The following is a 14,787-nucleotide window of genomic DNA, read 5'->3' on the forward strand; positions in this document are numbered from 1 at the left end:
TACTCCTATAAACCAAAAACAATATCAAAGAATAAATAAATTTATCTGAAAACTCAATAACAATAAATGAATGGAAGACCCAGACAATAGTTAAATATTACTTTTAACTACACCTTAAAATTACCAGCTATTACTTTGAATTTATTGAATTAAATAAACAATTACATTAACACAATTATTTAAAATAATAAAATTGACTCGACGGCCTATTTACTCATAGAATCATAAAAAGAGAAAAAAACACACAATAAAACCATACAGAGCGTAGATTATGTTTAAAAACATCGTACAAAAGATCATTGACACATATTAAAAACATATTTCCAACCTTAACAAGCCACCATGAAATATAAAAAACCATATAATTCAATTAATTGCTATCAAAATGGCTCTTTTCAGAGCCTATCAGATTAAAATAATTTTATTTTTCATTGATTAATTGAACAGGGGAGATAATTTACAATAATATCTCTATTGCATATAAAATCAATTATCATCTAGCTCTAATGAATATAATGTTACCGTTGCAGGCTTCGCTCCCTTATCCACTAGCGTTAATTTATTATTAGCTATAGACACATTAATCTGATTAGTCACTTCCGGTGGTGTCATTTTTGCCAGAGATCCACCTTCTTGAATACGGAATGCTTTGACTTTAAATTTTTTATAATCTATATGATTAATTACTACGGTAACACCTTGGTCGCTATCAGCATAATCACGATTTTTAGCTCTCAACATATTATTATCTGGAAATGGCTTAACAGGCTCATGTTGTACTACCGCGTTATCAACGTGAACGGTTGTCGGATCAACACCGCCAAACCATTTATTCTTACTCCAAGTATCCGTTAATTGATTCAGTGTTCGGCTGGTATCCAAATAGTATTGTTGATATAAATAATCAGGGGCTGCATTACCATCGGCAAGACTCTTATCAACTTTATAATTTGCGGCAAGGATATTAATTTTATTGCCTTCAGCATTCTCAGTTGCCAAAACGGTTAAACCTGTTGAGAAATCCCTATGACCACTTAAGATATAAGGTGTTTCAAACATTCTGGCAAACAGGTAAAAGGATTGAGCTGAATAAGTGCAAAAATTTTTAGCACATGGGTTTTTAGGATTAGATTGGTTATTAAACAAACCAAAAGATAAGCCATCTCCGCGATAATAATAAGCTCTGTCAGCTTTTATATATTGCATATAAATCAACGTAGAAACAATATATGCCGCATTTTTAATTCCCTGAACTTTTGTATATGTATTTTTTGTTCCAATTGGGCTAGAATTCCATTCAGTACAAAAACTTTCTGTATTGGTAAAACCATAAGTATGCAAACTTTTTTGAACCACATTCCCCAAATCAATAATGTTTTGTGGATCTCCAGTTTCAACGTATCCATGCCAGGAAAAGAAATCTAACGGTACATTATTATCTCTACAATATTGTAAAAACTCATCAAGATAATCTTCTTGTCCTCTATCAATAAATGCAATACCCGCACTACCTACTTTAACCGAAGGATCAATAGCTTTAATTATTCTTGCAATCTTGGCATATAATTCATAATATTTTTTAGGATCATCATTATTCCAGAAGAAAAATAAATCAGGCTCATTCCAAACTTGCCAGTAAGTTATTTTACTTGGTAAACCAATTCTGGCATAGTTTAAAGCATAGCGATTTACCAACGTGGCGACTAATATTGCATAAATATCAAAATCCTGCGGTATTTCATAACCACCATCACCGGTACGTCCAATACGAAACATGATTTGTCGCTGAATATTATCTGGATTCAAATCAGCTTGATTATTCATAATATCTAACAGATAAGCATCAGTCATTTTATAATTAGCCTCTTTTAATGCAAGACTAATATCATTACTTCTCATTCCAGCCGCCGCATTGGGAAAGATGCTTCTGATATTTGCAATATCAGTGAGCAGTTTTTTAGCCGCGGGTTTATTTTCTTCTGGGACATTAACAATTATTTGATTTCGATCATTAACTCTATCCACCTGGAAATAATTATCCATATCGCCAATACCAAAACCATCATGAAGCCTGATATTCGTAATTCCCATCTGATTAAATTGATCATCTAAATCAGGGAAACCCGGCATCAAAGATTTAGGAACACCATTGACACCATTAACTTCTTTAAGCAATGAATGATTCCCTGCGGATAAATCTCGATGATTTTTATTGAATGAGAAAATTTTAGTCATAATAAACCTCTATATTCATTAAGAATGATATTGTTATAAGTGTAAAATAATATAGAAGAATAAATATATTTCTCTGACAACTCAACAACAATAAATGAACCGGATACTTAGAGAATAGTTAAATATCACCTTTAACTATATCTTAAAATTACCACCTATTAATTTTAATTTATTACAGCAATCAACAATCACATAGATATAATTATTTATGCCAATAATCTAACCTGTGATTTATTTAACAAAATCAGCACCAAAGAACATATATTTCAATAATAAATTGATATTAATAACGATAGTAAAAAAACACCCAATAAAATCGTATAGTGAGTGAATTATATTAAATAATATCACATAAGATCATTAATATATATCAGGATAATTCGCTTAAATAATCTCGGCAAGCCTCTTTTGCAATAATGACATAAATACTGTTAATTTTGCTGGCGGGTGAGCAAGTGCCCGCAGTAAATAAATATCTTCTTTACGTCCATCTGGATCATTAAATAAAGGCACCAGTTTTTCAGAACGAATATCTGTGGATACCACCCAATTAGGCAGAAGCGCTATTCCAAATCCACTCACCGCGGCCATTCTCAATGTTTCAAAGTCATCGCTGCGAAGAATCCTTTTCTCATCGTTGAAGTTAATAGAATCCCGATAACGTGACCAGCAAATGCCAGCGGGGTCATGATGTTTATCAAGCAAATAGTGATTATTTAATTCGGTAAATGACGTCGGTGTTCCATGCCTTTGAATATAGCCTGGGCTGGCACAAATAATCCAAGTTTGTGTAGAGATGCACTTTGAATAAAGCGTGCTATCTTTTAATTCATCAATACGAATAACGGCATCAAGACGATCTCTGACAGGATCAGTTAAACGTTCGGTTTGATCAAGTTCAACCTGAATTTTAGGATATTGAGTAAATAGCTCTGCTAGCATCGGAATAATATGTTGACGCCCAAAGGTTGGCAAACAAGCTATACGTAATACCCCTTGCGGCTCACCATTCAATGCCGCTAATTCAGCCTGAACATCAACAAGATCATTGATAATACCTTGCGCCTTTGAAAATAAAATCTCCCCGGCATCAGTCAACGATAAACCACGGGTAGAACGAAAGAATAGTTTTGTCTCTAGCATCTGTTCGAGGTTATCTACTTGACGAGTGATAGAAGATGCCGCCATACCTTGCAAACGAGCAACGGCAGAAAAACTTTGTGAGCGGGCAACATGAATGAATGTTGCTAGCATATCGGTACGTAATAAATCTTTCATCGCAATTTTTACCTTCGAATATTCAAACGCCTTATATACCTTATAGATTTCAAGATGCATCGCGACGACAAGGGAGCGAATCCCCGGGAGCATAGATAACTATGTGACCGGGGTGAGTGAGTGCAGCCAACAAAGAGGCAGCTTGAAAGATAACGGGTATATATTACAAATAATACACAACATCATAATAACGCTATCATCTTTGCATTCTACGCAAAACAACTTTGCTCGCTCTCTTCATTCCCGCAATCTGCGGATAGTGTCAAAATCATTTCATCATAATTCCGGCCAAATGCTGAGAGTTCCCATGTCAAATACAGCAATTAAACCAAATCTTATTTCTTCCGTTTCTCTTATCTTATTATCTGCTGCTTGTGGTTTTGCTGTAGCGAACATTTATTATAACCAACCATTATTGCCAGTAATTGGGACAAGTTTTAACGTTAATGGTTCAATATCTGGCTGGATCGCGACACTAACGCAGATCGGCTACGCAATGGGGCTTCTCTTTTTTGGACCACTTGGAGATGCACTAAGCCGTCGCAAACTGATTTTCTGCCTCTTAATCGGCAATATAATCAGCCTTATCTTATGTGCCACAGCACCAAATTTTACATATCTTCTGGCAAGTAGCCTGATTGTGGGGCTAACTTCTATTTCAGCACAGATCATCATTCCTGCCGTATCCGGCTGGGTAATACCAGAAAAGCGCGGCCGAGCGGTAGGAAGCCTGATGAGTGGCCTTTTTGCCGGAGCACTGCTTGCCAGGGCACTGAGTGGTGCAGTCGGAGAACATGTCGGCTGGCGTGAAATGTTTATATTGGCAGCTTTAATTGATATATGCCTGCTTTTTCTGGTCTGGTTTATATTGCCACAAATAGAAATACCACACACGATAACTTACAGCCAACTTCTTATTTCACTCGGTAAATTAATAAAGCAACAATCCCTTTTGCGTGAAGCAGCATTATCCGGTTTTTTACTGTTTGCCGCTTTTAATACGCTGTGGGGTTCTCTGGCCTTATTGCTTTCTCAACCACCTTACGGATGGGGAAGCGATATTACAGGCCTCTTTGGTTTGACGGGAATTGTGGGAATGTTAGCTTGACCAATAATAGGTTCATTGACAGATCGCTTTGGTGGGAGAGCTATTGTTGCCACAGGTGCTTTATTAGTGACATTAGCCTTGTGTCTAATTAGCGGCACGAGCCACAGTATTCTATTTTTATTCGCCAGTATTATTCTATTGGATCTTGGTAGCAGAGCGGGTTTAGTGGCAAATCAAACACGGTTATACACATTATTACCTGATGCCCGTAGTCGGCTTAATACCGTATTTATGACCTGCTATTTCACCGGCGGCGCAATAGGTTCCTCTTTGGGAGCTGTCGCAGCCTGGCATTTTTCTTGGTATGGCGTCGCTTTCAGCGGCGGAGGATGCGCATTATTAGCCGTTCTGAGGGTTCTGTTTAGTTCAAACAGCAGATAGAAGTTACGTCAGTGAAAATCATACATTCAATCATAACCCATAAGTTATGCATAACTCTTGAGTTATGCCTCAAGATGCGATATAACCTCCTCTGTTAAAGGAGGCTGAATGTTTGAGTTGATATTTCACCCTGATGCTTTAGATGAAATTCGGGCGCTTGATAAACCAATGAAAGCAAAAGTATTAACGGCACTTGATAAGCTAGAAGCAAAAGGCAATGCATTACGTTATCCCAATACTGATATTATTCGTGAGGGATTATTTGAATTGCGAGCTGGCAAGAAAGATATTACGCGAACTTTTTTTGCTTTCGCCAAAGGAAAGAAAATTTATATCTTACGTACATTTATAAAGAAAACACTAAAAACACCACCCACCGAAATAGCCATAGCCTTAAGAAGGCTTGAGGAGTTGAATGATGAGCATTAAAGGTGTCCCATATTCCGACGTTAAAGCTGAACTGCTTGCTGATCCAGAAGTTCATACCCTTTATATGGCTGAGAAAAAAGGAGAAGAGTTGAAGGAGCTTCTTCTTAATATGCGTAATCAGGCAGGATTAAATAGCACCCAGGTTGCCGAACGGATGGGAATCACTCAACCCGCCGTAAGCAAACTGGAAAAAAATGCTGGAAAGGCCAGTATTTTAACACTTGAGCGCTATGCTGCTGCTTGTGGAGTCAGTTTAAGCATTAGCTTTCTGTCTAATTAAGAGCAAGTAAAGCTGCCACCCTTAGTGACTGAATTAAGTCATTAGCAATCTGATCCTCATGATGAGGTTTGTCTGTTCTCACCGAAAATCTCATTTACCACTTTATTTCCACTAATGCTTTCTAATCTCAACCGCGCTTTCCAGCGCGGTGATTTATTGAAGCGGTCGCTAACCTGATGAAACCGCTTCCATCCCTACCAAGCCCACTTTCAGATAGCCCGATTTACGCAAAGAATCCATCACGCTCATCAGTGTTTCATAATCCACGGTTTTATCAGCTTGAAAGAAAATGGTTGTCTCTTTATTGGATTGGGTCGTCTGATCCAATACCGCCGCCAAAGTATCATAATCGACCTGTTGATCTCCGACATAAAGCTGGCGATCAGCTTTAACCGTCAAGAATACCGGTTTTTCTGGACGCGGCTGCGGTTTTGCCGATGAAGCGGGTAAATCCACTTTAATATCAACGGTTGCCAGTGGTGCTGCTACCATGAAGATAATCAATAACACCAACATCACGTCAATAAATGGTGTGACGTTGATTTCATGCAATTCGCCACTATCATCCAGATCTTCATTAAGACGTATTGCCATAAATCACCTTGTCTTGCTATTTGCTAAATCCAGATCACGGCCAAGCAGTAATATTGACTGTGCCGCCATGTCACCAACCTGACCACGGTAAGCAACGATCATACGGGCGAAGATGTTATATATCACAACGGCAGGGATCGCTGCGACCAAACCAAGTGCTGTCGCTAACAAGGCCTCCGCAATACCCGGCGCCACAACCGCGAGGTTAGTTGTCTGTGAGTGGGCAATACCGATAAAGCTATTCATGATGCCCCACACCGTACCAAATAAACCAACGAAAGGAGAAATCGCCCCAATGGTTGCCAGATAGCCATTACCACGCCCCATATGACGGCTGATAGCCGCAACGGAACGTTCCAGACGGAAAGCGGCACGCTCTTTCGTGCTATTCAAATCAGTACTCTCAGAAGATAATTGACGTTCTGCCTGTACTTCACTCAGCAACAAGCGGCCAATACTGTGTTTGCTGAAACCTTCGGCAATTTCCGTAGCCTGATCAAGGCTATTCACGTCCGTTAAAGCGAATTGCTCTTTACGTAAACGACGGCCGGCAGCTATCAGTTCAGTACCTTTTGAGAAGAACAGAGCCCAAGTAATAACAGAAGCAATCACCAAGCCAATCATCACGGTCTTAACCACAACATCAGCGTTCTGATACATCCCCCAAATAGACAGATCAGTAGCAAAGCCACTGGAAAGGCTGGCTTCATCAGCAGGAGCTTTAGGTGCAACCTCATCCGTTGCAACCGGCGTCACTTGGGCGCCCTCCGTCGCAGATGCCGTTTGCAACGCAATCTGATTTGCAAGTGGTGCAGTTGCATCCGTCACCGCCGGGGGGGATGCCGGAATAGACCCTGAAATCTGTACGGTTTTCGCCGTGTTATTGGTCTCTGTTGCAGATGCTGGTGCTGTATCAGCCAATGCCGAACCTGCCAGCCCGAGCGCTAATATTATTGAAGCAGTCAAATTTCGCATCAGTTGGCCTTTACTCCCTTTGCTATAAACCTTGTTATTTAGCAGTGAATTACTTTTCGTCATCTCACTAACCTTATTTATACTGAGTCTTTGCTCATCTTCACCAGATTGAATGAACATGCAGGCTGATAATATCAAACCTTAAGTGATTTGATAGTAATTATCATTATTGTTTAATAAAAAAGTATTACCCCTTCACAAAATAAAGTTAAGCACCCCCTACTCACAGGTAATGAGATGAATTTTCGTCAAGTTGTTCTAATCCCTTTGTACAAAAAGGTCTAAATCTTTTAACGTGTTAACTCTATTTTTTACACCATTTCAAAAATTGAAGTGTTCTAAGGTAGCAATGGATCATGGCAGAAAAAAAACTGGAAACTTCACTGGTCAATGCTGGTAGAAGCCAAAAATTTACTCAAGGCGCGGTCAATCCCATCATTCAGCGAACATCATCGGTGATCTTCGATTCTGTCGCCGCCAAAAGACATGCGACGCAAAACCGGGACAAGAGCGAACTGTTTTATGGCCGCCGTGGGACACAGACTCATTTCTCTTTTCAAGCAGCAATGGCTGAACTAGAAGGTGGCGCCGGCTGTATGCTTTACCCTTCTGGTGCTGCCGCGGTTAGTAATGCCATTCTCGCTTTTGCCGCCGCCGGTGATCATATTCTATTAACCGGTTCGGCTTATGACCCGACGCAAAGTTTCTGTGACAAGATATTGTCACGGATGAATATTACCACCGATTATTTCGATCCCATGATTGGCGAAGAAATTGCTGATCTGATTAAGCCCAATACCAAAGTGGTGTTTCTTGAATCCCCTGGCTCCATCACAATGGAAGTACAAGATATCCCCGCGATTGTCCGCGCAGTGCGCCAAGTCAATCCGGATATTGTCATCATGATCGATAATACTTGGGCAGCAGGCGTGCTGTTTAAAGCGCTAGAATTCGGCATCGATATTTCGATTCAATCAGGCACCAAATATATTATTGGTCACTCAGACGCAATGTTAGGTATTGCTGTGGCTAATGAACGCTGTTGTGTACAACTGCGAGAGAGTTCCTATTTGATGGGACAAATGGCAGATGCCGATACAGTTTATATGGCCAGCCGTGGATTACGGACTTTAGCTATTCGTCTGAAACAGCATGAAAAAAGCAGTATTGAAATCGCACGCTGGCTGCAACAACGAACCGAAGTCGCCGCAGTCTATCACCCCGCTCTGCCTTCCTGCCCCGGTCACAATAATTTTATCCGTGATTTCAGTGGCAGTAGTGGCCTGTTCTCTTTTCAATTGAAAGAGAAATTAACCCCACAGCAATTTACGGATTATCTGGATAATTTTCACCATTTTAAAATGGCATTCTCATGGGGCGGTTTTGAATCCCTGATCCTGGGTTATCAACCAGAAGAGATAAAAATGATGCGCCAGTACGGTGCGCCACAAAGAACGGGCACCCTGTTCCGCCTGCATGTCGGGCTGGAAAATGTTCAAGATTTGATTGATGATCTCACAGAGGGATTTAGTCGAATTTCGGTTGATTAATTTTGTTGTTATTCAATGTAATAAACTGAAAAACTTAACACTTGGAAGTCAGCATGAAACAATAATATAGATATTGCCAGTACAATGCATTTGCATTACACTTCGTTGAACAGATTCTCAAATCAGCATAACGAGGTAGAAATATGCACGCATTACCAAGTGTTGAGTTCGAGGTTGGTGCAGAATCCAAACTTACCCGTCGCAGTCAGACAACCATCCCAACATCTGTCCGTAAAGCGCTTAAGCTAAAACCAGGTCATGACAGTATCGCATATAAGATTTTATCTTCCGGTGATGTACTTATCAGTCGTAAAAATAGTGAAGAAGAAAAAGATCTTGTCATGGAATCATTTCTGAACTTTCTGGCAAAAGACATTCAGAAATATCCTGAACAAGTACAACAATTAGATGAACAACTCATTAACCGGGCGAAGTCACTTATCGCTGGAATAGACATAGATCTGAACAACCCATTATCTGCTGACGATGAGTAAAGAGCTATGTATGATCGAGTGCGTGTAATAAACGGATGGGCTCTTTTTGCTCATCCATGCTTTATAGAACAATTAAAACAAGCAATAGATAAGGTAGTACAACTTCAGCAAAAATACCCAAATGACTACTTGAAAAAAAATGATACAAAACGCCTGGCTGCAATCATAAAACTCGTTACTGAAATTATTCCCAATGACCCAGCTAATATAGCCTTTCGTTTAGGTGACACATTGGGTGGAAAAAGAAAACACTGGTTCAGAGCAAAATTTTTCCAACAATATCGCCTTTTTTTCCGTTTCCACGCCGAAAGTAAAATTATTATCTTTGGCTGGGTAAATGACGAGAGAACAAAAAGAGCATATGGTGATAAGCATGACGCTTACAAAGTATTTGGTGAAATGCTTAACGTTGGACATCCACCGGACAATTGGAATTCTCTTTTAAAAGAGTCTATTGATTCACCACATTTAACTGAATTTATTAATGATGAGGATATTCTGGATGTGGTTCGTGAGCGTACCAAAAATCCAGCAAAGCGGATCAGAATTAATCTAGATGAAATTTAACATCGATTTTGATGAGCGAGCCTTAAAATGTACTTTGAAAAGGTTGCGATGAATCGCTCCTTTTCTATTTTTTTAACTTTTATTTGATGGTTATGTGCCCCAATTGATTCATTAGTATCAGCCATTAATTTTCTCTTATAAGGGATAAAGTCAAGCCATGCCAAAACTTTTACTGTAAACTGACTTTATATATACAGATGAAATAAATTTATTTTATACCCTATAGATTTCAAGATGCATCGCGACGGCAAGGGAGCGAGTCCCCGGGAGCATAGATAACGATGTGACCGGGGTGAGTGAGTGCAGCCAACAAAGAGGCAACTTGAAAGATGACGGATATATAACAGTCACAGGATAAGCAATGGAAGTACTAAACGGGATCATGCAGGCATTATGGCAGCATGATTTTTCTAAACTTGCCAACCCCGATGTTCTCTGGATTATCTATGGCATTCTATTCGTGACGCTGGTTCTGGAAAATGGCTTATTACCTGCCGCTTTTCTGCCTGGTGATACTCTGTTAATCCTTGCCGGTGCATTAGTTGCCAAGGGAGTCATGAGTTTTATCCCAACCGTTTTTATATTAACAGCGGCGGCAAGTATCGGTTGCTGGCTCGGCTATCTTCAAGGGTTATGGCTTGGTGATACCAAACGGGTTAAAGATTGGCTGGCACAACTTCCTATTCAGTATCGTCAGCGAGCTAACGAGTTGTTTTTCAAACATGGTCTGGCCGCGTTACTGATTGGCCGTTTTTTGGCTTTTGTCCGCACTCTGTTACCAACATTGGCTGGTATATCCGGTCTTAACAGTAAACGCTTTCAAGTTTTTAACTGGTTGAGTGGCTTGCTATGGGTTGTCATCGTGGTCGGTTTTGGTTATCTCCTCAATCAGATCCCGTTTATTAAAAATCACCAAGATTTGGTGATGAATATTTTGATAATTTTACCCATAGTGCTGTTGTTAAGTGGTTTAAGCGCCTCTCTGTTGATGTACTGGCGCCACAAGAAAATCTCGGCGATAAAACGTAAATAAAAGTCATTATGGTTTACAAGCAGCAGCAGGGTTTTTATCCTTAACTTAATGTACCAATATTATATAGGCTAAGGCTCAGCACTAAGTGATATTGTTGGTATCGATGCGCCACCAAACCGGTTAATTCATGTGTTTGGCCATGTATTGATCACAATACATGGCTTAGATCACGCCAATTGTATTACTTCCTTCAATTACGCTTAATATCAACTTAATATCAATCGCCATAATTTTAACTGATATTTTAAGTCTATCTTTTTATAGGAGTTAGTAATGGATAATCAACCTATTATCAGACTTGCTGATGGGAATCACATGCCACAATTGGGGCTTGGATCATGGGCCGCAGACGACCAGCAGATAGCAGAAACAATCCATGCTGCACTGGATATCGGTTATCGGGCAATTGATACCGCCGCTATCTACAACAATGAGAAAGGCGTAGGCAACGCGTTACAAGAAACAGATATCCCCCGTGAAGATATCTTTGTTACAACTAAATTGTGGAATGACAGACACCTTGATGCCCGTGCTGCCTTGGCAGAAAGTCTGGAAAAGTTGCAACTGGATTATGTTGACCTTTACCTCATTCACTGGCCTGCACCACCGCAAGATCAATATGTCTGTGCCTGGCAACAATTGATTGAATTACAGAAAGAGGGGTTTATTCGCAGTATCGGTGTTTCTAACTTCCAACCTGAACATATCCAGCGACTGATCAATGAAACCGGCGTTCATCCCGTCATTAATCAGATTGAGTTGCACCCTCTGCTACAACAACGTCAGCTTCATGCCTGGAATGCCACACATAATATCGTTACCGAATCCTGGAGCCCACTGGCACAAGGTGGTGAAAACGTATTTGATAATCAACTGGTTCAACATCTGTCACAAAAGTATGGCAAAACACCCGCGCAGGTTGTTATCCGCTGGCACATTGATAACGGCATGATTGTGATCCCAAAATCAACCACGTTATCGAGAATTAAAGAGAACTTTGATGTGTTCAACTTCAAACTAGAAAAAGAAGATTTGACCGCGATGACTACGCTAGATATCGGTAAACGTCTGGGACCAACCCCTGAAATATTCGTTGATTTCAGTGAATTCATTCAGCTTCTTGAGCAAAATAACGCTAATAATCAGTGCTGAAAAACGGCTGATAAAATTGATAAGGTGATAGTGGGCAAAACAGAATTAAAACGTGCGCGGCATCAACGCCGCGCCCCGATTTTGCTGAGCTATTTTTATAGTTCTACCGATTATCACTCATCTGGTTTTTTCCATTATTGATTGACCGGTATAGTCACTAACTGCCCAACAGAGCCACGATCGGCCATTTCCAGAATCTGACTGTAATATAGGAATGGGAAGTGTTCATAAGAGGGCTGGTTCATATAAACCAGCAACTCCACCCGCCCATCAACCCAAACTGTATCCTTCCAACCATAATCTTGCGGTTGAGGGGCCTCACCGTTGTGATTAATCACCTTAAACTGCACACCTTCAATATGGAATGGTTGTGGGGCAGAGGCATTTACGATCCAACGCTCCCACGTTCCTTGCTGGCTAGTAATATCCACCCGATTCATATTCCATAACGCACCGTTTATTCCAGGCGTATTATCATCAAGATAAATTTCCCGGTTACGGATTGCATTGGAAACTGGCGTAACATCATCAACCAGACGAGATGGGAGATTATCTGTCACCAGAGATAATAAACCGGTTGCTTTAATGGTCAGAACAGTGCTGGAAATCAACACGGTAGAGGGTTCAAACAACCCACGTAACTTATCAAGTACCCCGGCTGATTCACCTGCGGTAACAACAACTTCGTCCTCTTTGGACATATCAATTAATACCTCACGCCGTTCTCCTGGCGCAAGGGAGAGTTGCTGAATGGCTATAGGAGCAGGTAATAACCCCAAATCAGTGCCTATCATATAGAAAGGACGGCCATCACCAATCTGTAACTGATATCGGCGGGCATTGGATGCATTGAGTAAACGTAAACGGATCCAGCCACGAGATACCTCAATAAAAGGATTTTGTACGCCATTAACTAACAGAGTATTACCGATAAATCCACTATCAGAGGCCGGCTGATACTCAGGAACCCCAAAGTTATCCAACCGTTTATCTTGAAGAATAACCGGAAAATCATTAACACCATAGTGTTTCGGCAACGGCAAATGGCGGCTGGTTTCATCTTCTACCAACCACATACCAGCCAAACCTTTATAAACATGTGGCGCCATCCGATTAGGTGTATTGGCGTGATACCAGCAAGTTGCCGCCTGCTGACGAATAGGCAACACTGGCGACCAGCCAGACCCCGGAGAAATCTGACGGGCAACCCCACCGGTCAACGTACCCGGTAATTGCAATCCGCTGACAGTCATCGAAACCGGCTCCGCTAACCGATTACTGTATATCAGTTTGACATCATCGTTTTTATGAACCCGTACAGTCGGACCAAGATATTGGCCATTAATTCCCCATACACTGGTTTTATATTGTCCATCAAAAGTCCAATGCGCTTTTTGTAAAGTCAGAAATAACGGCTGCCCACCACGGGATTCCAATAAAGGGGGAACCGGCAAAGCAGTCTGCTGATTTTTGCTGGCTCGAACCAATAGAGGAGCGGCTCCGATACACATCGCCAAGCCTGATACCTGAATAAATTGGCGCCGACTAAATGACATATTTTCTCCGCGACAAACCTAATTAAATTCCGGGTTTATATGCCTCAAAAATAGTTGAGACACTGCAATCATTCACCCCGGAAGCGAATAACTCATTATTGAAGTTATTAAAGCTTATTATCCTTTTGATTGCGCTTAACAAAAACATTATTTATCAAGCTCTCATCATAACGCGAATATGGAGGGAATTAAACTATCTGAATGCATTACACGAATCTCTCTCGGTCAGCGATCAGTACATGTCATTTCCGACTAAGAATAAATTGTGGTCATAGACAACGAACAAAAATCCTCACATATACTAAATATGTGAGGATTAAAGTACGCTTAAAAGCTATCGCCTTTGTCAGACCCGCACTTTATTATAAAAGAGTGGCCCTATATAACCTATTATGAGTATATTATGAGTACTTACCCTATTTCTCCATTACAACCAATTCTTCATCCAATGCATCTATCTTAGCTTTCATCACTTGATGACAATATTCTGCCAACTCGCGCACCTGCTCTTTGGTATAGCCAGAAGTATCAATGGGAGGCAACATTTCAACAATGACGGAACCATTATTCCAGCGATTCAGCTTAATACGTCCATTAGTGATGGAAGAAACGCAGACCGGGACAATCGGCACTCCCGCAGAGATCGCAGCATGGAAAGCGCCAGTTTTAAACGGCAATAAACCACGACCACGACTACGTGTCCCTTCCGGAAACATCCAAACAGAAAGACGACGATTTTTAATCTGCTCCACAACCTGGGTAATCGTGCCATGTGCTTTGGCGCGGTTAGCACGATCAATCAGAATATTGCCAGCCAACCAATAAAGCTGACCAAAAAATGGGATCAGCACCAAAGTTTTTTTACCGACTGTCACTGTGCCCGGCTGAACCGCATTGGACATAGTTATCATGTCATAGTTGTTTTGGTGGTTGCCAATGTAGATACTCGGACCATAATGCCTGGCTTCAGCAGGAATACGTTCAATAATTTTGACGCCAAATATTTTTGACAACCGACCAAACATATTACCAAACACCATAACATGGTCAGGGTGACGTGGTCTGAATAAACAGTAAATAGCACCAGAGACACACACTACAATCGAAAACAGAATAACAATAATGCCGCGAATAATTGCTAACATAGCCGCCTCT

At 40.7% G+C, this 14,787-nt stretch carries 15 protein-coding genes; 9 read left to right on the forward strand and 6 right to left on the reverse strand.

The features are described from left to right. Nucleotides 1-486: 486 nt before the first annotated feature. Entirely contained in the window at nt 487-2,235 is a 1,749-nt protein-coding gene (locus AACQ83_RS14210; protein WP_112878290.1) for a GH39 family glycosyl hydrolase, read from the reverse strand. A 384-nt stretch (nt 2,236-2,619) separates the two neighbouring features. Beyond that, nucleotides 2,620-3,513, reverse strand: a complete 894-nt coding sequence (locus tag AACQ83_RS14215; RefSeq protein WP_112878291.1) for a LysR family transcriptional regulator — start codon at nt 3,511-3,513, stop codon at nt 2,620-2,622. Nucleotides 3,514-3,820: 307 nt separating this feature from the next. On the opposite strand from AACQ83_RS14215, the gene AACQ83_RS14220 reads away from it, so the two are divergent. The 4 genes from AACQ83_RS14220 (at nt 3,821) to AACQ83_RS14235 (ending at nt 5,711) form a co-directional block, all read left to right on the forward strand. Continuing rightward, nucleotides 3,821-4,621, forward strand: coding sequence for an MFS transporter (locus tag AACQ83_RS14220; protein ID WP_205068659.1), 801 nt, complete (start codon nt 3,821-3,823; stop codon nt 4,619-4,621). A gap of 6 nt (nt 4,622-4,627) precedes the next feature. Beyond that, the gene (locus AACQ83_RS14225; RefSeq protein ID WP_304465966.1) at nt 4,628-5,002 is read left to right on the forward strand and encodes an MFS transporter; all 375 of its coding nucleotides are present in this window, start codon (nt 4,628-4,630) and stop codon (nt 5,000-5,002) included. A 108-nt stretch (nt 5,003-5,110) separates the two neighbouring features. Next, the gene (locus AACQ83_RS14230; RefSeq protein ID WP_112878292.1) at nt 5,111-5,431 is read left to right on the forward strand and encodes a type II toxin-antitoxin system RelE/ParE family toxin; all 321 of its coding nucleotides are present in this window, start codon (nt 5,111-5,113) and stop codon (nt 5,429-5,431) included. Then, nucleotides 5,421-5,711, forward strand: a complete 291-nt coding sequence (locus AACQ83_RS14235) for a helix-turn-helix domain-containing protein (protein ID WP_112878293.1) — start codon at nt 5,421-5,423, stop codon at nt 5,709-5,711. Before AACQ83_RS14230 ends, AACQ83_RS14235 begins: the two co-directional genes overlap by 11 nt. 168 nt (nt 5,712-5,879) lie before the next feature. On the opposite strand, the gene exbD is transcribed toward AACQ83_RS14235, so the two are convergent. Together exbD and exbB are read right to left on the reverse strand one after the other, a co-directional pair. After that, nucleotides 5,880-6,305 carry a TonB system transport protein ExbD gene (gene exbD, locus AACQ83_RS14240; protein WP_112878294.1) on the reverse strand — a complete coding sequence of 142 codons (426 nt, stop codon included), beginning with the start codon at nt 6,303-6,305 and terminating at the stop codon, nt 5,880-5,882. A 3-nt stretch (nt 6,306-6,308) separates the two neighbouring features. Continuing rightward, on the reverse strand, nt 6,309-7,343 hold the full coding sequence (gene exbB / locus AACQ83_RS14245; protein WP_370446062.1) for a tonB-system energizer ExbB: 1,035 nt from the start codon (nt 7,341-7,343) through the stop codon (nt 6,309-6,311). Between the two features lie 293 nt (nt 7,344-7,636). On the opposite strand from exbB, the gene metC reads away from it, so the two are divergent. The 5 genes from metC to dkgA all read left to right on the forward strand — a co-directional run bounded on the left by metC (nt 7,637) and on the right by dkgA (nt 12,076). Beyond that, nucleotides 7,637-8,830 carry a cystathionine beta-lyase gene (gene metC, locus AACQ83_RS14250; protein ID WP_112878295.1) on the forward strand — a complete coding sequence of 398 codons (1,194 nt, stop codon included), beginning with the start codon at nt 7,637-7,639 and terminating at the stop codon, nt 8,828-8,830. A gap of 143 nt (nt 8,831-8,973) precedes the next feature. Further along, nucleotides 8,974-9,324 (forward strand): type II toxin-antitoxin system PrlF family antitoxin, encoded by a 351-nt coding sequence (locus tag AACQ83_RS14255; RefSeq protein WP_112878296.1) that lies wholly within the window; start codon nt 8,974-8,976, stop codon nt 9,322-9,324. A gap of 6 nt (nt 9,325-9,330) precedes the next feature. Next, nucleotides 9,331-9,891, forward strand: a complete 561-nt coding sequence (locus AACQ83_RS14260) for a type II toxin-antitoxin system YhaV family toxin (protein ID WP_240000805.1) — start codon at nt 9,331-9,333, stop codon at nt 9,889-9,891. Nucleotides 9,892-10,252: 361 nt separating this feature from the next. Beyond that, the gene (locus AACQ83_RS14265; RefSeq protein WP_112878297.1) at nt 10,253-10,924 is read left to right on the forward strand and encodes a DedA family protein; all 672 of its coding nucleotides are present in this window, start codon (nt 10,253-10,255) and stop codon (nt 10,922-10,924) included. Between the two features lie 273 nt (nt 10,925-11,197). Further along, on the forward strand, nt 11,198-12,076 hold the full coding sequence (dkgA, locus tag AACQ83_RS14270) for a 2,5-didehydrogluconate reductase DkgA (protein ID WP_112878298.1): 879 nt from the start codon (nt 11,198-11,200) through the stop codon (nt 12,074-12,076). A gap of 134 nt (nt 12,077-12,210) precedes the next feature. Here dkgA and ftsP read toward each other — a convergent pair whose 3' ends face one another. Both ftsP and AACQ83_RS14280 read right to left on the reverse strand, forming a co-directional pair. Then, nucleotides 12,211-13,632, reverse strand: a complete 1,422-nt coding sequence (gene ftsP, locus AACQ83_RS14275; RefSeq protein WP_112878299.1) for a cell division protein FtsP — start codon at nt 13,630-13,632, stop codon at nt 12,211-12,213. Between the two features lie 416 nt (nt 13,633-14,048). Next, nucleotides 14,049-14,777 carry a 1-acylglycerol-3-phosphate O-acyltransferase gene (locus AACQ83_RS14280; protein ID WP_112878300.1) on the reverse strand — a complete coding sequence of 243 codons (729 nt, stop codon included), beginning with the start codon at nt 14,775-14,777 and terminating at the stop codon, nt 14,049-14,051. Nucleotides 14,778-14,787 lie beyond the last annotated feature (10 nt).

This window comes from Photorhabdus sp. S10-54 (assembly GCF_963878145.1).
Lineage (GTDB): Bacteria > Pseudomonadota > Gammaproteobacteria > Enterobacterales > Enterobacteriaceae > Photorhabdus > Photorhabdus kayaii.